This is a genomic window from Filobacillus milosensis, assembly GCF_004402015.1.
GTDB lineage: Bacteria > Bacillota > Bacilli > Bacillales > Alkalibacillaceae > Filobacillus > Filobacillus milosensis.
Genome location: NZ_SOPW01000001.1, coordinates 83,543 through 104,221 on the forward strand (window position 1 = coordinate 83,543; position 20,679 = coordinate 104,221).

16 protein-coding genes, 1 other RNA gene and 1 other annotated feature are annotated in these 20,679 nt (G+C 36.0%); of the genes, 2 read left to right on the forward strand and 15 right to left on the reverse strand.

All coding sequences use genetic code 11. The features are described 5' to 3' along the window. Positions 1-391 precede the first annotated feature (391 nt). The 4 genes from mnmA to E3U55_RS00465 form a co-directional block, all read right to left on the reverse strand. Positions 392-1,504: a tRNA 2-thiouridine(34) synthase MnmA gene (mnmA, locus tag E3U55_RS00450; protein ID WP_134338357.1), complete on the reverse strand. Its 1,113-nt coding sequence runs from the start codon at positions 1,502-1,504 to the stop codon at positions 392-394. Between the two features lie 12 nt (positions 1,505-1,516). After that, on the reverse strand, positions 1,517-2,671 hold the full coding sequence (locus tag E3U55_RS00455; protein WP_134338358.1) for a cysteine desulfurase family protein: 1,155 nt from the start codon (positions 2,669-2,671) through the stop codon (positions 1,517-1,519). A 24-nt stretch (positions 2,672-2,695) separates the two neighbouring features. Then, positions 2,696-3,115, reverse strand: a complete 420-nt coding sequence (gene cymR, locus E3U55_RS00460; protein WP_134338359.1) for a cysteine metabolism transcriptional regulator CymR — start codon at positions 3,113-3,115, stop codon at positions 2,696-2,698. Between the two features lie 118 nt (positions 3,116-3,233). Next, positions 3,234-4,526 carry a replication-associated recombination protein A gene (locus E3U55_RS00465; protein WP_134338360.1) on the reverse strand — a complete coding sequence of 431 codons (1,293 nt, stop codon included), beginning with the start codon at positions 4,524-4,526 and terminating at the stop codon, positions 3,234-3,236. A gap of 166 nt (positions 4,527-4,692) precedes the next feature. On the opposite strand from E3U55_RS00465, the gene E3U55_RS00470 reads away from it, so the two are divergent. Further along, a complete protein-coding gene (locus tag E3U55_RS00470; RefSeq protein ID WP_134338361.1) occupies positions 4,693-5,334 on the forward strand; it encodes an RsfA family transcriptional regulator in 642 nt (213 codons plus the stop codon). A gap of 80 nt (positions 5,335-5,414) precedes the next feature. Here E3U55_RS00470 and ssrS read toward each other — a convergent pair. From ssrS to E3U55_RS00520, 10 genes are all read right to left on the reverse strand, one after another. Then, positions 5,415-5,596: non-coding RNA, 6S RNA (ssrS, locus tag E3U55_RS00475), on the reverse strand. A gap of 91 nt (positions 5,597-5,687) precedes the next feature. Beyond that, positions 5,688-7,460, reverse strand: coding sequence for an aspartate--tRNA ligase (gene aspS / locus E3U55_RS00480; protein ID WP_134338362.1), 1,773 nt, complete (start codon positions 7,458-7,460; stop codon positions 5,688-5,690). 12 nt (positions 7,461-7,472) lie between these two features. Continuing rightward, a complete protein-coding gene (gene hisS, locus E3U55_RS00485; RefSeq protein WP_134338363.1) occupies positions 7,473-8,741 on the reverse strand; it encodes a histidine--tRNA ligase in 1,269 nt (422 codons plus the stop codon). Between the two features lie 344 nt (positions 8,742-9,085). Beyond that, positions 9,086-9,316 (reverse strand) — a binding site (T-box leader). Between the two features lie 55 nt (positions 9,317-9,371). Beyond that, positions 9,372-9,815: a D-aminoacyl-tRNA deacylase gene (dtd, locus tag E3U55_RS00490; protein ID WP_134338364.1), complete on the reverse strand. Its 444-nt coding sequence runs from the start codon at positions 9,813-9,815 to the stop codon at positions 9,372-9,374. Between the two features lie 14 nt (positions 9,816-9,829). Then, positions 9,830-12,025: a RelA/SpoT family protein gene (locus tag E3U55_RS00495; protein WP_134338365.1), complete on the reverse strand. Its 2,196-nt coding sequence runs from the start codon at positions 12,023-12,025 to the stop codon at positions 9,830-9,832. Positions 12,026-12,177: 152 nt separating this feature from the next. Beyond that, complete coding sequence (locus tag E3U55_RS00500) at positions 12,178-12,690, reverse strand: adenine phosphoribosyltransferase (RefSeq protein WP_134338366.1); 513 nt, start codon at positions 12,688-12,690, stop codon at positions 12,178-12,180. Then, positions 12,680-14,995 carry a single-stranded-DNA-specific exonuclease RecJ gene (gene recJ / locus E3U55_RS00505; RefSeq protein ID WP_194840776.1) on the reverse strand — a complete coding sequence of 772 codons (2,316 nt, stop codon included), beginning with the start codon at positions 14,993-14,995 and terminating at the stop codon, positions 12,680-12,682. Before recJ ends, E3U55_RS00500 begins: the two co-directional genes overlap by 11 nt. A gap of 56 nt (positions 14,996-15,051) precedes the next feature. Further along, positions 15,052-15,378 (reverse strand): LapA family protein, encoded by a 327-nt coding sequence (locus E3U55_RS00510; protein WP_134338368.1) that lies wholly within the window; start codon positions 15,376-15,378, stop codon positions 15,052-15,054. Between the two features lie 338 nt (positions 15,379-15,716). Further along, the gene (gene secDF, locus E3U55_RS00515) at positions 15,717-17,987 is read right to left on the reverse strand and encodes a protein translocase subunit SecDF (protein ID WP_134338369.1); all 2,271 of its coding nucleotides are present in this window, start codon (positions 17,985-17,987) and stop codon (positions 15,717-15,719) included. A 40-nt stretch (positions 17,988-18,027) separates the two neighbouring features. Further along, positions 18,028-18,312: a post-transcriptional regulator gene (locus E3U55_RS00520; protein WP_134338585.1), complete on the reverse strand. Its 285-nt coding sequence runs from the start codon at positions 18,310-18,312 to the stop codon at positions 18,028-18,030. 120 nt (positions 18,313-18,432) lie between these two features. On the opposite strand from E3U55_RS00520, the gene spoVB reads away from it, so the two are divergent. After that, positions 18,433-19,974 carry a stage V sporulation protein B gene (spoVB, locus tag E3U55_RS00525; protein WP_134338370.1) on the forward strand — a complete coding sequence of 514 codons (1,542 nt, stop codon included), beginning with the start codon at positions 18,433-18,435 and terminating at the stop codon, positions 19,972-19,974. Here spoVB and E3U55_RS00530 read toward each other — a convergent pair. Continuing rightward, complete coding sequence (locus E3U55_RS00530; RefSeq protein ID WP_134338371.1) at positions 19,971-20,612, reverse strand: YetF domain-containing protein; 642 nt, start codon at positions 20,610-20,612, stop codon at positions 19,971-19,973. The genes spoVB and E3U55_RS00530 overlap by 4 nt on opposite strands. Positions 20,613-20,679: the final 67 nt, after the last annotated feature.

Sequence of the window (20,679 nt, forward strand, 5' to 3'; positions counted from 1 at the left end):
CTTTCAAAAAATATACTGTTTAATATGGGATAATGGGATGTGGAGCGAAAGGCGGCGACTCCTGGTCGATTAAACACGGCCACGTCCTGCGCCTGCGGTTACTCGGCGCAAAATAATGCAAAGGTGTTTAGCAAGTAGCATTTGTGGCCAACATCGACACTTGACCGTCCAGGTCTTCGCGGGAACATCACGAGCTGAAAATCACGCAGGATGCACCTGCGTCTTCTAGTAATGCTTCGAAGCTGGCTTCCTCGGTGCAAAGGTGCAATGGAGATTATTCATTGATGTTCCTTAGTTGAAGCTGTTCCCGCGGAAAGCGTCCGCCTGCAGCCCAAAAATAATAATAAATCAGAAAAAGTCACCACAAGTTGATGTGCTGACTTTTTCTAAATTAGGCTAAATGTTTGACTGTCTTTTCATCTTTGTAGACACGTTCAATCGTTCCTCCACCTAAACAAACGTCATCTTCATAAAAAACAACGGCTTGACCTGGTGTAATTGCTCGTTGCTCCTCATCAAATTGAACTGTATATGAACCATCTTCATGTGGATATACAGTCACCGGACACTCTACTTGACGGTAACGGAATTTAGCCTTACAAGTAAATGGTTCAGAAAACTCACGATCAACTAACCAATTGACATCAACCGCTTCTAAACCGTCAGCATGTAGAGCATCCTGATTATATCCCTGACCGACATAAAGAACGTTATCTTCTAAATTCTTACCAACGACAAACCACGGTTCACCTTCTCCACCGATGCCTAAACCTTGGCGTTGACCGATAGTATAATACATTAAACCATCATGTTTGCCTTTAACTTCACCATCTAGAGTTTGCATTTCACCGGGCTGTGCAGGTAAATATTCACTTAAAAATTCTTTGAAGTTTCTTTCTCCAATAAAGCAAATACCGGTACTATCCTTTTTGGTAGCAGTGGCTAAATCGTGTTCTTTAGCAATTTCACGGACTTTCTTTTTATCCATGCCACCTAATGGGAACATAATTTTAGGTAAAATTTCTTTAGGAATTTGGTTCAAGAAATAAGTTTGATCTTTATTTTCATCAATTCCTTTTAACATGACATGCTCCCCATCACGTTCAGCCACTTGCGCATAGTGACCAGTTGCTAAATAATCAGCACCTAGTGACATGGCATGGTCTAAAAAGGCTTTAAACTTAATTTCTTTATTACACATCACATCTGGGTTTGGTGTGCGCCCTGACTTATATTCGTCTAGAAAGTACGTAAACACTTTATCCCAGTATTGTTTTTCAAAATTAACTGCGTAGTAAGGAATATCTAATTGATTACACACACGTACAACGTCTTCATAATCTTTCGTTGCTGTGCACACTCCAAATTCATCGGTATCATCCCAGTTTTTCATAAATATTCCAACTACTTCATAGCCTTGTTGTTTCAATAATAATGCAGTTACTGATGAATCAACTCCACCTGACATACCTACAACTACGCGAGTATTTGAATGATCGCTCATAATTTCACCACCTTAATTCTTTGATGCTAATCGGTTCACGATTAATTGAATTCGTTCAGCAACCTGTTCCATTTCTTCTTCTGTATTATCCTTACCGAAAGAAAATCGAATTGAATTACGTAATCTTGGACTGTCTTCACCGTACATGGCTCTTAAAACATGCGACGGATCAATGGCACCTGCTGTACAAGCAGATCCTGAAGAAACCGCAATTCCTGATAAGTCTAAATTCGTTAAAAAGATTTCAACATCCATTCCTGGAAAACTAAGATTAATAATATTAGGCACATGGACCTCCGGGGATAAGTCTCCATTAACATGGTAATCAATACTTTTTTCGTCTAAAGAATGGATTAATCGATTTGTTAAGGATTGATAATGCTCATTTCTTTTATCTCGTTCGTCCTGCAATACTTCTACTGCTTTTTTAAATCCTTCAATAGCAAGAGTATTCTCAGTGCCAGAACGCCACGTTCTTTCTTGTTCACCACCGAATAATCTTTGAGCTAATTCAATTTCATCTCTTTTATATAAAAAGCCAACGCCTTTTGGACCATAAATCTTATGAGAAGAAACGGTTAGTAAATCAATTTTCATCTCATTTACATCAATCGATTCGATACCGAATGCTTGTACAGCATCAGTGTGGAAAATGATCCCACGACTTCTCATCATATTTCCAATCATTTGAATGGGCTGTTTCATTCCAGTCTCATTATTTACAAACATAATGGTCGTTAAAATAGTATCTTTACGTAATGCTTTTTTTACATCCATAATGTCTACTAAACCATTTTCGTTTACAGGAAGGTACGTTACGTCGAACCCTTCCTTTTCTAATTGTTCACATGGATGTAACACTGCGTGGTGTTCAATCTGTGTGGTTATAATATGATTCCCTTTATGCTGATTGGCATAAGCTGCACCGAAAATAGCTAAGTTATTCGCTTCTGTGCCACCACTTGTAAAAATAATGGATTCATAATTTCCATTTATACTTTTAGCCATTGTCGTACGAGCTTCATCTAAACGTTTTCTGCTTTCGCGTCCGAAATGGTGTATACTAGATGGATTTCCAAAGCTTTCTTCCATAGCATCACGCATAACGTCTTTAACAGATGGATGAATCGGTGTCGTTGCCGCATGGTCTAAATAAATGCGTTTCATATGATCACCCTTTATAAATACTTTCTAGATATAAAACATATTTTCTTCTTGATAATTCATATCATTATATTCAATTAAATCCTGTAATGTTGTTTGTTCTAACACATCTTTAACAGCATCTCTAATTCTCTTCCATAACTCACGTTTTGAAGGTTCATCATCATCCATTTCCTCAACTGGTCGAATAGGACCTTCTAACGTTCTTATAATATCAGCAGCTGTAATTTGTTTAGGTTCACGAGTTAACAAATATCCGCCTTTTGCTCCACGAACACTTTTAACTAAACCAGAATTACGAAGAGGAGCAATTAACTGCTCCAAATAATGCTCAGATAAATTATATTCATTTGCAATTTGTTTTAAAGGTAATGGTTGATCACCATAATTTTTTGCTAGAGCAATCATAATCGTTAATCCATAACGACCCTTTGTTGAGATCTTCACCGGTTGGACCTCCCTAATCATACATACTCTTTATTTTAACACGTTTTTTTAGTATCAATTAGTATAAAAACCAAATGTCATTATAGCATGAACTGGTTATTTATGCACAAACTGAATCCTATAAATTTTTTTTACGTTCAGCCTGCTTTAATTGTTTTAATTTGTCGTAAACTTGCTTATAACGTTTTTCCTCACCTAAATCCTTGGGCTGATAATAAGACATAGAATTAATAGATTCAGGAAGGTATTCTTGATAAATCCAGCTATTAGGATAATTATGTGGGTATTTATATTCTTCTCCATGACCTAGGCTTTTAGCGCCTTGGTAATGTGTATCTTTTAAGTGAGCTGGAATTTCATCAGTCACACCTTTCTGTACATGTTTGATTGCTTTATCGAGTCCTTTATATGCAGAATTTGATTTCGGTGACAAACTTAATTCAACAGTAATTACCGACAAAGGGATTCGGGCTTCTGGTAAACCTAAACGCTCTACGGATTGAATGGCTGGCAATACCCGTGCGCATAATTGAGGATTAGCTAACCCAATATCTTCATAAGCAATTACAAGTAATCGTCTTGATATAGCTTCTAAATCTCCACCTTCAATTAAACGAGCTAAGTAATATAAAGCAGCATCTGCATCACTGCCCCTTATACTTTTTTGAAAACTAGACAGTAGATTATAATAGATATCTCCTTTTTTATCGTGCGTAAATCCTTTATTCTTAATACAATATTCAACTGTATTCGTTGTGACATGAATACCGTCTTCAGTTTCGTCTGATGCATAGACGATATCTTCCAACAATGATAGTGCTGTACGCCCATCGCCTGTAGTTTCTGCAATAATCTCTAATAATGAATCATCCATTATGACGTTTAATTCACCAAGTCCTTTTTCTTCATCATTTAAAGCTCTTTTTAATAAATTAATTGTGGACTCTTTATTTAAAGGTTTTAATTGCTTTATCTGCCCACATCTCGAACGAATGGCATTATTCACACTATGGAATGGATTCTCAGTAGTTGCCCCAATTAATGTTATTACGCCTTCTTCTAATGCTTTTAGTAATGAATCCTGTTGACTTTTATTAAACCTGTGAATCTCATCTATAAATAGGATTGCTTCATTTGTCATTCGGGCTTCACTTATAATTCGTTCAACATCTTTTTTCCCAGCCGTTGTAGCGTTAATAGCGAAAAACTCTTTATTAGTTGAACCAGATATGGCAAACGCTAATGATGTTTTACCAGTACCTGGTTCACCATACAATAACATGGAAGGCACATGGCCTTTTTGGATCATTTTATATAATGGCGTATCTTGACCGATAATCTCATCTTGGCCAACAACCTCTTCAATTTTTTCAGGTCGCATTCGATAAGCTAATGGCTCTTGAAAAAGCATGTATAATAATCTCCTTTTCACGTACAAACTACTATAGTTTCCTATTTTACTATATTTCAAAGGATCATGGCGAATAGTAGTATTTATTAAATTACATGTATATATTGAATTAATCTTGCACATGATAGAAATAGAAAACTATCACTATTAAAAGGAGATGAAAATCGTGGTAAAAGTACGACAAGATGCTTGGTCTCATGAAGATGATTTACTACTAGCTGAAACTGTTCTAAGACATATACGTGAAGGAAGTACTCAACTGAATGCCTTTGAAGAAGTTGGAGATCATTTGAATCGTACAGCTGCTGCATGCGGTTTTCGTTGGAATGCTGAAGTTCGTAGAAACTATGAAAAAGCGATAGATTTGGCCAAAAGACAACGTAAACAACGTAAGCAAGCTGAAAAACATAAACATAAAGGACAAGTTCAAACTCAAACAGCTCTAAAAACAGTACAACCTTCAGTTCAGCCATCAAGGCAATATGTTGGTTCATATGATTCACAACCTTCAATAGATTCGATTATTAATCAATTACAAGAATTAAAATCAAATGAACAAAGAATCAATTCTGTTGAATTAGAGCAAATACAAAATGAAAATGAACAGTTAAAAAATGAGGTTTCAAAATTAGAGAGTCAGATCAATAAAATGAATGAAGAATATCAATCATTACAAGAAGATTATCAAACTTTCATATCCATTATGGAAAGAGCGAGAAAAATGGTTGTATTGGATGAAGACTCTTCATTATCTTCTCCTACGTTCAAAATGGAGAAAAACGGAAATTTGCAACAAATCGCGAAGTAAGTTCAGCTAAGGAAGATACTTCGCAAAAACAAAAAGGCTATTTGCATTAACTGCAAATAGCCTTAACTTTTGGTATGTACTACAATCCCAATCGTGCCGTCAATCTGGTTATAGTTTTGAACCCGCTCTAAGCAGGTGGGTGTCCTGTTCCATGTTTTGTAAGTCCTACACGAGGCATGTACGCTGCATGGAAACACCAGACTCCCTTTTCTATAAGTGTTCGGTCAAAACATGTGAAGATTGACGTACACATTAGGATTGTTGTGTTCATTTGTTTGTGTAATTGAATAATAGCATAGATCTGAAATCAAATCAATATTGATGAGGTAGTCATTTGGATGTATTTTTTTCCTCTATTCCTTGTTCTTAGCCTTTAATGCTAAGCTTAACTCATCTAATTGAACTGGATTAACAGGAGATGGTGCATCTGTTAATAAATCTGATGCTGACGCTGTTTTAGGGAATAAAATCGTATCACGCAAGTTTGTTTTACCTGCTAAAATCATAACCGTACGATCTAACCCAAGAGCAATACCTCCATGTGGCGGAGCACCAAACTCAAGAGCTTCTAATAAAAAGCCAAACTGTTCAGTTGCTTCTTCTTCACTAAATCCTAGGGTTTTCAGCATTTGAGCCTGAAGGTCCTTCTCATAAATACGTAATGAGCCACCACCCAATTCATAACCATTTAAAACAATATCATATGCTTGTGCTTTTACATTTACAGGATCACTTTCAAGTTTTTCAATGTCCTGAGTTTGTGGCATTGTGAATGGATGGTGAGCCGCATGATAGCGCTCTTCATCTTCATCATATTCAAATAGTGGCCAATCTGTCACCCAAAGGAAATTGAATTGATTATTATCAATGAGTCCAAGTTCCTTCCCAAGCTTTAACCTTAAGGCTCCCAAGCTATCAGCGACAACACTTTCCTTATCTGCTACAAATAACAATAAGTCATTATCTTCAGCATTTAATTTATCTTTAATGTTTGTTACCTCTTCATCACTGAAGAATTTAGCTATTGGTCCAGTTAACGAACCTCCGTCTACTTTCATCCAAGCTAGCCCTTTTGCTCCATATACAGCTACAGCTTCAGTTAATTTATCAATATCTTTTCTAGAAAATTCGTCAGCATGGCCTTTAACATTTATAGCACTAACTTTTCCACCTGACTCTACAGCACCTTTAAAGACTTTAAAGCCGCTATTAGCAACTACATCATTCATATTTACTAATTCCAGACCAAATCGAGTATCTGGTTTATCAGAACCATATCGCTCCATCGCTTCATCATATGTCATTCGTGGGAAAGGTTTTTCGACCTTTATACCTTTAACCTTTTCAACAACAACTTGTAGCATTTCCTCAGTCATTTCCATGATTTCTTCTTGAGACATAAATGATGTCTCAATATCTAATTGCGTGAATTCTGGTTGACGGTCAGCGCGTAAATCTTCATCACGGAAGCATCGAGTGATTTGGAAATACTTTTCATAACCTGAAATCATTAATAATTGCTTAAATAATTGAGGAGACTGTGGTAAAGCGTAAAACTCTCCTGGATGGACACGGCTTGGCACTAAATAATCACGAGCCCCTTCTGGTGTACTTTTAGTCAGCATTGGCGTTTCCATCTCATAAAAACCTTTATCATCCAGGTAACTTCTAAATGCTTGTGAAATCTGGTGACGCATTTTCATCGTTTGTTGCATTTCCTGGCGTCGTAAATCCAGATAACGATATTTTAAACGGATTTCTTCATTTGCTTCTGTCTCATCTTCAATTTTTATAGGAAGAGCTTTCGATTTGTTTAAAATCTTAATGTGACTGGCTTCAACTTCAATTTCACCGGTCTTCATTTTAGGGTTGATCGTTGAATCGTCACGTTTTTTAACGATTCCCTGAATTTCTACAACAAATTCACTTCTTATTTTTTCTGCAATTTCTAGAGCTTCCTGGTTGAAATCTGGATTAAAGACCACTTGAACGATTCCTGAACGATCTCTCAAGTCAACAAATATTAATCCACCTAAATCTCGTCTTTTTTGAACCCACCCTTTTAATAAAACTTTTTGCTCTACATATTCTTTTGTTAATAAACCACATTGTGTACGAGTTTCCATGGTGTGCCTCCTCTAAAATCCTGTTTTTATTTCTGAAGGGATATTTTTAATTTCAATTGTTTTTTGGTCGCCACTTTTTAAATTCTTTACATTGGCAACGCCATTTTGTATTTCTTCTTCACCGATAATAATCGCGTAAGTTGCTTCTAAGCGATCTGCAGATTTAAATTGACCTTTAACTTTTTTATCTAAATAATCTTGATCGACTTTAATTCCACTTCGTCTTAATTGATTAACAATATTAGATGCTTCATATTTGGACTCTGAACCTATGTTAATCACATAACAATCAACTGATTCATCACGTTCTAACTTGACACCTTCAGCATCAAGCGCCATGATTAGACGTTCAATACTTAAAGCAAAGCCAATACCTGAAATGTCTGGTCCACCTAACTCTTTAACTAATCCACTGTAACGGCCTCCACCAGATAGGGTGGTAATGGAACCAAACCCGTCAGCTTCGCTCATAATTTCAAATGCAGTATGTGTATAGTAATCAAGACCTCTAACCAAGGTCTCATCAACAACATAATTTATGCCCATTGTATCAAGGTGCTTTTTAACCTCTTCAAAATAAGTAGATGATTCTTCATTCAAATATTCTAAAATAGATGGAGCATTTAGCATCGCTTCATGATCCTTATCAACTTTACAATCCAATAATCTTAAAGGATTTTTTTCTAAACGCTGCTGACAATCAGAGCATAATTCATCTTTAAAAGGTTTAAAATGATTAATTAATGCATTTCGGTGAGCTTCTCGACTTTCTTGATCACCAAGGCTATTAATTACAAGCTTTAATGATTTTAGTCCTAAAGCTTGATAGCAATCCATGGCAAATGCCATAACTTCTGCATCAATAGCAGGGTTAGCACTGCCTATGGCTTCTATACCAAATTGAGTGAATTGTCTTGTACGACCTTGTTGTGGACGTTCATACCTAAACATCGGTCCTATATAATAAAGTTTTGTTGGTTGTTCTGGTAATCCGTGCATTTTGTGTTGGACATATGCTCGAGCAACAGATGCTGTACCTTCAGGACGAAGCGTTAAACTTCTTCCACCTCGGTCATCAAATGAATACATTTCTTTTTGTACAATGTCTGTTGTATCGCCGACACCTCGTTGAAATAACTCAGTTCGCTCAAAAATTGGTGTTCTGATTTCTTTATAGTTATAGACTTGAGCTAAATGGTTTAGTTTATCCTCAATAGCTTGCCATTTTTTTGTAGCTTCTGGTAAAAGGTCTTCTGTACCTCTTGGAACGTTTATACTCATAATGATCCTCCTTTAACATATTTCAAAATCAATTAATAAATCGGCTTTATTAAGTTTGTTATTGATTCTACGAATCGCTACAGGCGGACGCTTTCCGCGGGCACGGCCTCAACTTCCCAAAACTCACATTCGTTCGTTTTGCGTGATTTTCGGCTCGCGCTGTTCCCGTGAAGACCTGGACGGTCAAGTGTCGACGTTGGCCACAGGACGTGGCCGCTTTTAGTCGACCAGGAGTCGCCGCCTTTCGCTTTTTATTACTTCACACACCCACTCAACAACAACTAATTTTGCCAAATAGTTCGAAAAAATTAAAAAAGTCCCTATCAAAGACTTAATTAGTCTTTGATAGGGACGAGTATGACCCGTGTTGCCACCCTGCTTAGAAACATAGTTAAACCATATTTCTCTCTTAATTATGTAACGCCTTAAAGCGGCCGACACCTACTGCCTCTTGGTTTCGATGTGGCACCTCCAGAATGTCTTTCGTAAAGATAACATTTAGGTTTATTTTCAGCCAATGATAAACCCTCTCTGTAAAGTTTATTCTTTACTACTTTTTCCTTCTTCGGTTTTTGATATTTAAATGTTTCACTTATCATATAAGGGTTTTAATCTTATGTCAAGAACTTATTAATCATCCGTATCTAAAATAAGAGTGACCGGACCATCGTTTAGTAAAGATACCTTCATATATTCCTGAAAGACACCTGTTTCAACAGGTACCCCTTGGTCAATGACGCTCTGATTAAACTTTTCATACATATCATTAGCGAAATCAGGTTTAGCTGCTTTCATAAAATTCGGGCGTCTCCCTTTTTTACAATCCCCGTACAATGTGAATTGAGAAATGGAAAGCACTTTTCCCCCTACATCTTTTACTGATAAGTTCATTTTACCTTGATCATCTTCAAATATACGCAAATTAGATATTTTATCAGCTAAAAACTGAATATCTTTATCTGTATCGTCATGGGTAACTCCTAAAAGAACAACTAACCCTTGGTCGATCGCACCTGTAGTATCCCCATTGACTTCAACTGAACCTTCTGTAACTCGTTGAACTACTGCGCGCATGTTTCTTCGACTCCTTAATGTAATGTTCGTTGTACAGTAAATACATCCCTAATTTGTTTAATTCGTTCCACAATTTTTCTAAGGTGTTCAACATTGTGAATTAAAATGGTTAAATTAATTGTCGCCATTTTATTGCGGTCTGATTTTCCATTTACAGCTGTAATGCTTGTGTTTGTTTCATTAACTACTTGTAAAATTTCATTGAGCAATCCACTTCGGTCAAAGCCGTTAATTTCTAAATCAACGCTATAACTTTTACGGTCTTGAGTTTGGTTATCCCATTCAACCTCAAGTAACCTTGATTCATCTTCACTGGATATATTAGGACAGTCATTTCGATGCACAGATACGCCACGTCCACGAGTGATAAACCCAACAATATCATCACCAGGAACAGGGTTGCAACAGCGTGACAGGCGAATCAATAAGTTGTCCACACCTTTGACATAGACGCCTGAACCAGAAGAGCGTTGTTTTCGGTTCTCAACTTCTTGTTGCATTTCTTTAATCGAATTTTCTAAGTCAGTTGCTTTTTCTTTTTCACGAAGCTTCTCTGTGATTCGATTAGCCACTTGCTGAGCTGTAACTCCCTGATAACCTACTGCAGCATATAAATCTTCTTCGGTTTGAAAACTAAAACGATCTAATGCAAGCTGAATATTTTCTTCTGTAAAAGCTTCTTTCGGCTCGAAACCTAAATTCTTAATTTCTGTTTCAACCGATTCTTGTCCTTTTTGAACATTTTCCTCTCGACGTTGCTTCTTAAAGAACTGCTTAATCTTGTTTTTAGCCTGAGAAGTTTGAGTTATTTTTAGCCAATCTTCAGAAGGTCCATAGGAATGCTTTGAAGTCAACATTTCAACGATGTCACCTGTTCGCAATTTGTAATCTAAAGGTTCCATTTTACCGTTAACTTTAGCACCAATCGTCTTGTTTCCGACCTCTGTATGAATACGGTAAGCGAAATCCAGAGGCACTGAACCCCTAGGAAGCTCAATCACATCACCATTAGGTGTAAAGACATAAACCATATCAGAAAAGAAGTCTACTTTTAATGACTCCATAAATTCTTCAGCATCAACCGTTTCATTTTGCCATTCAAGAATTTCACGGAACCATGATAGTTGTCTTGACATGTCTTCTTGCTTTTCACTTCCGCTTTTACCTTCTTTATATAGCCAGTGCGCAGCAATACCATATTCAGCAATTTCGTGCATGTCTTGTGTACGAATTTGCACTTCTAATGGTTCACCTTTAGGTCCTATAACAGTTGTATGAAGTGACTGATAAAGGTTTGGTTTAGGCATAGCGATGTAATCTTTGAATCGACCTGGCATCGGCTTCCAACACGTATGAATAATACCTAAAACGGCATAACAGTCTTTTATACTTTTTACAATCACTCGAACTGCTAACAAATCATAAATTTCATTAAAGTCTTTCTTCTGATGTACCATTTTACGGTAAATACTATAGATATGCTTTGGACGACCAGACATTTCTGCCTTAATATTTACATCACCAAGCTGAGAGTTTATTTCATCAATAACTTGTTCGATGTAAGATTCACGTTCTTCACGCTTTTGTCGCATCAGATGAACAATGCGATAATATTGTTGTGGATTTAAATACCTTAACGATGTATCTTCAAGTTCCCATTTAATTGTTGAAATACCTAATCGATGTGCTAATGGGGCAAAAATTTCGAGTGTCTCATTTGCAATACGACGCTGCTTAGTTTCAGGTAAGTGAGCGAGGGTACGCATATTATGCAAACGATCGGAAAGCTTGATTAAAATTACACGAATGTCTTTAGCCATAGCTACAAACATTTTACGGTGATTCTCTGCCTGCTGAGCTTCCTTAGACTTATACTTAATTTTGCCTAGTTTAGTGACGCCATCAACTAGTAAAGCAACTTCTTCACTAAATTCCTCTTTTAAATCATCAAAAGAAACTTCCGTATCCTCTAAGACATCATGTAAAAACCCCCCGGCAATAGTCGCTGGGTCCATTTCAAGTTCAATTAAAATGCCTGCTACTTGAACTGGATGAATAATGTAAGCCTCTCCTGATTTCCTTACTTGTCCTTCATGTGCTTTATTAGCATATTCATAGGCACGACGAAGAAAAGCCGTATGTTTTTCATTTAAATAACGGCTTGCATCCTCTAGTACTTCTTCAATTGTCTTTTTTTGATGTTTTGCCATACAATCACCTAGTCACCCATAAAAGTTTCGATTCACGTCCATAATGCCTTTGTTATATTATTAATAATTTATCGAAAAATGTAAAGATACAATTATATATTTAAAAGTTACAATACCGGCTGGTCCATAATATGAACCAGCCGGCGCAAATTTTAATATTGCATTAAGGTTAACACATCATAATCTTTTAATTTATCTCTACCATCTAAATAAGTTAATTCAATTAAGAATGCACACCCTACAACTTCGCCACCTAATTGCTCAACAAGATCTATCGAAGCTTCTATTGTTCCACCCGTGGCTAGTAGATCATCTATAATGAGGACGCGTTGTCCTGGTTTAATAGCATCTTTATGAATTGTTAGAACATCTTTTCCATATTCTAACCCATAATCTACTTTGATAACGTCTCTTGGGAGTTTACCCTCTTTACGTACAGGTGCAAACCCAATTTCTAAAGCGTAAGATACAGGGCACCCAACGATGAAACCACGAGCTTCGGGTCCTACAACAATGTCGACATCCCTTTTCTTTGCATATTCTACAATCTCATCTACAGCAGATTTAAAAGCTTTACCATTATCCATTAGAGTTGTAATATCTTTAAATTTAATTCCTTCTTTTGGCCAATCTTCTACAATCGTGATGTACTCTTTATAATCCATGTACAACTTCTCCTTCCTGCAATTGAGGCTTCATACGATCTACTATCCATTGTCTAAGCTCATCTGTTGTTGAATAATATAGAACTTGTTCAACCTCAATTCTTTCCATCTGATCCTGATATGTTTCGGAATTCGTTAACGGTTGTTGTTCAACATCCGTCTGTAACACTATATCGCCATTCCTCATTGTAACAAAATTCAATTCAAAAAACACTTTTAGCATGAAATCTAACTGATCCATATTCCACCCTTTAGCTTTTGCTAGTTGGGGTTTCTGTGATTCTTTTATTTCCTTATGTTTTTTTAAAATGCTATATAATTGTTTGAATTGATTACGTTTAACACTTGAAGTGAAATATTGTTCATCAGCGTTTTGAAAACATGCATAAACTGATTGATATTGATTACATGAGATAACATGTTCTAAATCATCGAGTCTTTTAGGTAAATCGATAAACATGATACGCTTAGTTCCTTCTAGGTACTGCTCAATTTGATCTTTAATTTTATTATAATCTAACAGTGGATAATCTAACAGTTGATTTTGTCCCGAAAAGGTAATTACTTTAATATCATTGTTTGAAAGCATAGTTGAATAATTACCTTTGCCACGAAAATCAAAGATTTGTGTTTCCTGGCAACGTATATCTTTTAACTTAACTTGTAATTTACGGTGCCCATTCCATTCATTAATATCAATCTCACCAACTACATCTATTCGACTACCAGGTGTTAATTGATCTGCAACATGGCCAATTTGAAAACCAACCATATCGATTTGCTCAAAACCACTATCTGCAGTGATTTTAACATGGTTCTTCTTTGCACCAATTTTTCTAGCTTCACGTAATACTAAATTATTTAATTGGAAATAAGGTTTTGGATTTCCCATACCGAATGGTGCTAAATGCTGTAATTGTTTAGGAAGATCTAAATCAACTTCATTCCAATCAATTGTATCTTCTATTTCTAATGTAGGATGAAAGTCTTTTTCAGTTAATAAATCTTCAGCTTGTTCATTTAATGCCTGTCTTAATTCATCGATCTGATTAACAGCCACAGTCATCCCTGCAGCTTGCGCATGCCCACCGAATTGTAAAAATAAATGACGTAATTCCATACCGTTTTTAAAAATGTCATAGGCAGGAATACTACGAGCACTTCCTTTAGCCTCATTTGTTTCTGGATCAATACCTAAAATAATCGTTGGTCGATAGTATTGATTTACAATTCTCGAAGCGACTATTCCCAGAACTCCTGGGTTCCAACCTTCTTTAGCAAGAACAATCACTTTATCGTCTTTATATTTATTTTCTATTTCTTCAATCGCTTCTTCTGCTAATGCTGCCACTATTTGCTGACGCTCTTTATTCAGCTGGTCAACCTCTTTAGCCATATCTTCAGCTATTAATGGATCGTCTTCTAACAGCAAGTCTACAGCTAACGAAGCATCCTGTAATCGACCAACAGCATTCAGCCGTGGACCTATAATGAACCCAATAGACTCTTCAGTTACTTTTTCTTCTATTTTACCAACCTTCTTCAGAGCCTCAAGGCCGGCTTCGGTAATTTTATTTAATTCTTCTAATCCCTTTTGAACGATAATACGATTCTCATCTTTTAATGGCACTAAATCAGCTACTGTACCTATTGCTGCATAAGCTAGTAATTCCGAAGGCAGCTCACCTAATATTGCGTGAGCCAATTTAAAAGCTACCCCTACACCTGCTAAATGATCAAAAGGATATGTTTCTGCTAACCTTGGGTGTATGATGGCATAGGCTTCAGGGAGTTCGTTTTGTTCTTCGTGGTGATCGGTAATGATTAAATCAATGCCTAACTGTTTAGCCAGCTTCGCTTCTTCAGGCGCCGCAATACCAGTGTCAACCGTGATAATTAAATTGATTCCCGCCTCTTTTGCTTCCATAAATGCAGCTTCATTAGGACCATAACCTTCTGTAAAGCGATTAGGTATATAGTAATTAACATTTGCTCCTAATTGTCTTAATGTGCGTATTAACACAGCAGTGGATGTTACACCATCTGCATCGTAATCTCCAAAAATTAATATTTGTTCTTCATTATTTATAGCTTGATGGATACGTTCAACAGACTTTTTCATTTCAGGAAACAAAAAAGGATCATGCAAATCATTAACGTCTGCATGTAAAAATCTGTTCGCATCTTCTGTTGTTTTAATTCCTCTTTTAGCTAACATTCTCTTTATAACATTTGAAAAAGGTAAATCAAGTGCTGGTGTATAATCAGCATTATGTATAACCCAATTCATTTTACTATCTAGCATAAATTCACCCCTGACGAAACTCATTATACTAGAGCTCATCAGGGGTATCAATGAGATTATTCTTTTTGTTCATCATTATGTTGAACTTCTGTCGAATCACTTTTGCTTTCTGGAGTCAAATCAGTCGATTGCTTTTGTTTTAGTTGTTCATTTTCATTTCTCAACTGCTTAACATCTCTTTGTAATTGGAAGATTTTCGAGAAACTAAATCCGACAATTAAAATAGCTCCCATTAAAACAGATAATAGAATAACAAGAATCAGTGGAGCTGTTGTTGTTGTGAATAAGAAATCTACTTCTACATTTTCAACATTAATGACAGCAAATACTGCGATAATAACTGCGAAAACTAATGAGACCACAATCCAGGACTGTTGCTTCAAGTTTCCAACCCCTTTCACCTTTTCATATGACTATTATCCTATACAATCATTTCAGATACAAATTATATTAATTTAAAGCTATGGTAAGGTTTATTGTTGATTCTACGAATCGCTACAGGCGGACGCATTCCGCGGGCACGGCCTCAACTTCCCAAAACTCACTCCCGTTCGTTTTGCGTGATTTTCGGCTTGCGCTGTTCCCGCAGGAGTCGCCGCCTTTCGCTTTTCATAATTGGTCAAATATTATTTTCAATTTATATAATTTAAAGATAATGTTTTACAGTTCTCAATTAAAAAAACTGACTTAACCTAATCAGGATAAGTCAGTTTAAACATAGTTATACCTGGGGACCATCATTTTTTTGTTTCTTACTGAAGTCGACTGGTTTTTTATCGATGTTTTTACCTCTCCAAACTAACCATAACTGAGCTGCTAAGAATAGTGAGGAGTAAGTACCTGCAATTAGACCTACGATTAATGCAAATGAGAAGTAGGTAATGGCTTGGGCACCAAAAATAAATAACATCAATGCAGCAAACACGACTGTTATTACAGTATTAAAACTACGAGCCAGCGTTTGCATTAAACTCTTATTTACAACATCAGCAAGGCGCTTAAAGGATTTGACCTGCTTATCCATCCGTAAGTTCTCTCTAATCCGGTCAAACGTAACGATGGTATCGTTGATTGAATAACCAACGATGGTTAAGATTGCGGCAATAATTGTTATTGAGAACTCGAATTGGAAGACACTAAACAATGCTAAGATAAAGAATGCATCATGTAATAACGCGATTATAGCTGTGATGGCAAAAATCATTTCAAATCGGAATGCGACATAAATAATTATACCGATAGAAGCGTAAAGTACAGCATATATTGCGTTCATTGCAAGTTCTTTTCCTACCTTAGGAGTAACAGTACTAACATTTGGCGCACTACCGTAAACTTCACTAAAGTGTTCATTTACTTCCGCAATTTTCTCTTGATCTAATACTTGATCAAAACGAGCCATCCCAATATCCTCGTTTTCTCCACCTAGAACGACTTGCTTAGGGTCCAGACCTAATTCACCAAATTGTTCTTCTACTTGTTCTGTTGTTAATGGTTGATCGGATAATACTTCAACACGAGAACCAGCAACAAAATCAATTCCTAAGTTTAGTCCTCTAAACATTAAGAAAATAACTCCAATTAAAACTAAAGCAATTGAAATTAAGAAGAACTTCTTACGGTGTTTCACAAAATCAAATGTTTTTCCGAACAGGTGAGGTTCAACTTCTTCACCTTTCGTAATGTCTTTAACTTCTTTTGGATTAACACCAAACCACTTAGGACGTTTATTTAAGAACTTACTTTTAACCCAAAGACCTAGTAGGAAACGAGTTAAAAAGACGGCAGTAATAAAGCTTAATATAATACTGATAATTAACATCGTTGCGAAGCCTTTAACTGAGCTTGTACCGAAAACAAATAGTACAATAGCAGCTAAAATTGTTGTCACGTTCGCATCAAGAATGGTAGCAAATGAACGTTTATTACCAGCATTAAATGCAGATAAGGTCGTTTTCCCTGCTTTTAACTCTTCTTTAATTCGTTCGTACGTAATAATGTTGGCATCGACGGCCATACCCACACCAAGAACTAGTGCGGCAATACCAGGAAGCGTTAACACACCATTAATCATGTTAAATACTAATAAAATTAAGAAAATATATGCGCTTAATGTAATAGATGCAATAATTCCTGGAAAACGGTAATACGCAATCATATAAAGGAATATTAAAATGACACCTAATATACTTGCATACACTGTCTTATTTAAAGCCTGCTCACCAAATTGAGCTCCAACTGAAACAGAGTAAATCTCATTTAGATCAGCCGGAAGTGAACCTGCGTTAAGTAATTCCGCCAAATTTTGAGCTTCTTCTATCGAAGCCATTCCATCAATTTGTACATTTGGTGAATAAATTGGTTTTGTGACTCTTGGAGCAGAGATATATTTAGGATTTTCCTCTGTTGACTCTTCCTCAAAAGAATATCCTTCTTTATAGTCCAACCAAATAACTAATCTATTGTTTGGTGGAGTCTTTTTAGAAATAATCTCAGTCACTTCACCAAAGTTCTCATACTCACTATTTTCAAATTCATTTTTCACTTGTAATGTAACGATTGGTTCATTTGTCTGACTAAAGTCCTGTTGTGCACTACCTGGAACGATTTCTGAACCATCAAAATATAATTTATCATCTACGCCTCTAAATGATAATTTTGCAGTTGTAGATAATATTTCCCTTGCTTCATTTTGATCTTCAACCCCAGCTAGTTGAACCCGAATTCGGTCATCACCTTCAATATTAATTTTAGGTTCATTGACCCCTAAGATACTTACACGTTCATATAGACTAGATACAACAGCATCTAGCATTTCATCGGTTACTTCCTGCCCCTCTTGTTGAGGTTCTACTTCGTAAAGTAATTCAAATCCACCTTGTAGATCTAATCCTAATGGAATTCCCTTTGCAATTGAATTAGTTGATGTTCCTATCATCGCACCTAAAATAATGACGATAAGAAAAAAGGCGGTTATTCTGCCTTTTCTACCCATATGTATTGTCCCCCTTGAACCTTCCTGGTTATTTCTTTAACTATTTATCTGCATTGTTTAATGCTTGGATTTGCTCCATTAAATCCGTATGCATTTGACTTTGAACCGTTAGATAACTCATATATACACTTCCACTTAAATGTAGTATATCTTGTACGACTTGAAACAACGGCTTTTCCTGCTCTTTTTTCCATACCTTATTCTTTAAACATTCCCATACTTCCGCTTCATGAGCTCCTTCATACCCTAACAATTCTAACTCGCTTACTTTACTTTGTAAAACGTCTTTAATATAAGGTTTCCATACGTCAACGTGCTGTACCATGGGTTCCAAGTGATTGCCTCCTCAAGTTAACTAAAAGTCAGTGTCATGACTTGTACATCATTTTGCATATACATTATTGTACCGAATTTTCATCATTTTGAGAAGGTAGGCTATCAGAAAATGACAAAACAAACATTTATAAAAGGTGCACTTATATTAATTATTGCAGGTATGATCAGTCGTTTACTAGGGTTTGTTAACCGTATTGTGTTAGCGAGAATGCTAGGTGACGAAGGTGTAGGCGTTTATATGTTAGCCTTACCAGCTCTATTTCTTATGATAACTCTGTCACAAATTGGTATTCCAGTTGCTGTGTCAAAATTAGTAGCAGAAGCAAGTATTCAAAATGACAAACAACGAATAAAAAAAATATTAACGATTTCCTTTTCTATTACAACAAGCTTAAGTATTATTCTGACTATATTGTTTGTGGCATTAGCACCGATTATTTCAAAACAAATGCTGTTGGACGAGCGTACGTATATTCCCATGTTATTGATTAGTCCAATTATACCTATTATTGCAGTATCTTCAGTCTTGCGCGGATACTTTCAAGGAATGCAGAATATGAAGCCACAAGCTACAGCTCAAGTAATTGAACAGGTTGTCCGTATAGGATTGGTATTACTATTCATACAAATGTTACTACCTTATGGGATCTCCTATGCTGCTGGCGGTGCTATGTTTGCAGTAGTCATTGGAGAACTTGCTTCATTAGGTTTTATATTCTATTGTTTTAAAACTGACAAACAACGACCGACATCATTCTTTATAAAAACTAAATACAGCCACCTTAAACAAACCTTAAATGATATTATGCACATTGCCATTCCAACAGCTGGTACACGCTTAATTGGTTCTGTCACATATTTTTTAGAACCTATATTAGTTTCCCAGAGTTTATTTTTAGCCGGTTATACAATCTCTCAAAGTACTGCTGCCTACGGCCAATTAACAGGGTATGTGTTACCTTTATTACTGCTGCCCACGTTTATCACACATTCTCTATCTGTTGCACTAATTCCTTCAGTAAGTGAATTCAATGCGTTAAATCATCAGGGATCGGTTCATTATCGTATTAGACAAGCATTAAGGTTGTCATACGCATCTGGTGGGTTAGTAACTATTGTATTTATGTTATTTGCCCATCCAATATTAAATTTAATTTATGGCAATGTGAGCGGAACAACATTTTTAAGTTTCATGGCACCTTTCTTCTTATTATTATATTTTCAAGCACCTTTACAAGCAGCTCTTCAAGCTCTTGATTATGCTAAACAAGCCATGGTAAATAGTCTCATAGGTTCTATCGTCAAATTATCTGTGCTTTGGTTATTGGCCACTAAACCCTCTTTTGGGATTGAAGGTGTAGTAATCGCCATTATCGTAGGTATTGTTGTTGTAACCACGTTACATTTTGTGACTCTATATAAAACGATTAAATTTATGATACCCGTTTCCTTGATGGCTAAAATGGGCGGATTATTGATTATCATTTATCTAATTGGATCTAAACTACAAACTTTATGGGACACAAATACAAATATTATTACATTGGTGTTAGCAATAATATCTTTATTCTTTATCTATTTCGTTGGGCTGATTGTATTACAGATTGTTTCCAAAGAAGAATGGAATCAGTTACGTAAAAAGCGATATTAGTTTTTAAGGTCAATAAACAATTGGTGTTCAGCGTTCATTTGAGCTAATGAAATATGTTCTACTTCATTAATCCCTCTATCTTGTAGTTTCTTTAATAAATCTTCTTCAGACAGTTGATACTTCTTCAATGCATTAACCTGAATCTCACCATCCACAATAATTGGTTCAATGATGGATGGTGGGTTATCTTTTTTCTCAAACACAGAAAGCTTGCCACTCGTTTCCAAAATGGCAAGCTCCACGTTATTCACATCGATAATTCCCTTTTCTCGTAACTGAACGAGCAAATCATCCATATTATATCTCTGTCGTTTCATTTCTTTTTCATCAATATTCCCATTCTTAATAATAATCGAAGGCCTGCCGTCTAACCATTCACGTATCTTGGTGCTCTTTAAAGATAAATAAGCAGTTAATAATTGGACAAGTAGTAAAACAACCATTGGAGTCAGTAATAAGACAAATGATTGGTCTGTATTCTCAACAGAAAATATCGCAATTTCAGCTAATAATATAAAAACTACCAGGTCCATTATACTTAGCTCACCGATTTCTCGTTTTCCCATTAAGCGAAAGACAATAAAAATTGCAACATAGACACCAAATGTTCTAGTCGTAAGGGTTATAATTTCATCCATAGAGTCCATCCTTCAATTAAATTTCCTATTTAATTTAACCCTCTCATGTCTATATTATTCGAATGAC

Coding starts and splice junctions, on each gene's coding strand:
- dtd (WP_134338364.1), bottom strand. CDS start 9,815: ATGCGCGCAGTAGTTCAACGAGTTACAGAAGGTTCAGTTGAAGTCAAT.
- aspS (WP_134338362.1), bottom strand. CDS start 7,460: ATGGAAACTCGTACACAATGTGGTTTATTAACAAAAGAATATGTAGAG.
- hisS (WP_134338363.1), bottom strand. CDS start 8,741: ATGAGTATAAACGTTCCAAGAGGTACAGAAGACCTTTTACCAGAAGCT.
- E3U55_RS00520 (WP_134338585.1), bottom strand. CDS start 18,312: ATGGTACAGCACGTTGACGTATGGAAACCTTATATTAAAGACGTTTTA.
- E3U55_RS00465 (WP_134338360.1), bottom strand. CDS start 4,526: ATGCTTTTTCAAGAGCCATTAGCTTATCGAATGCGACCTGAAAAAATT.
- mnmA (WP_134338357.1), bottom strand. CDS start 1,504: ATGAGCGATCATTCAAATACTCGCGTAGTTGTAGGTATGTCAGGTGGA.
- recJ (WP_194840776.1), bottom strand. CDS start 14,995: ATGCTAGATAGTAAAATGAATTGGGTTATACATAATGCTGATTATACA.
- secDF (WP_134338369.1), bottom strand. CDS start 17,987: ATGGGTAGAAAAGGCAGAATAACCGCCTTTTTTCTTATCGTCATTATT.
- spoVB (WP_134338370.1), top strand. CDS start 18,433: ATGACAAAACAAACATTTATAAAAGGTGCACTTATATTAATTATTGCA.
- E3U55_RS00500 (WP_134338366.1), bottom strand. CDS start 12,690: ATGGATTATAAAGAGTACATCACGATTGTAGAAGATTGGCCAAAAGAA.
- E3U55_RS00455 (WP_134338358.1), bottom strand. CDS start 2,671: ATGAAACGCATTTATTTAGACCATGCGGCAACGACACCGATTCATCCA.
- E3U55_RS00495 (WP_134338365.1), bottom strand. CDS start 12,025: ATGGCAAAACATCAAAAAAAGACAATTGAAGAAGTACTAGAGGATGCA.
- E3U55_RS00530 (WP_134338371.1), bottom strand. CDS start 20,612: ATGGATGAAATTATAACCCTTACGACTAGAACATTTGGTGTCTATGTT.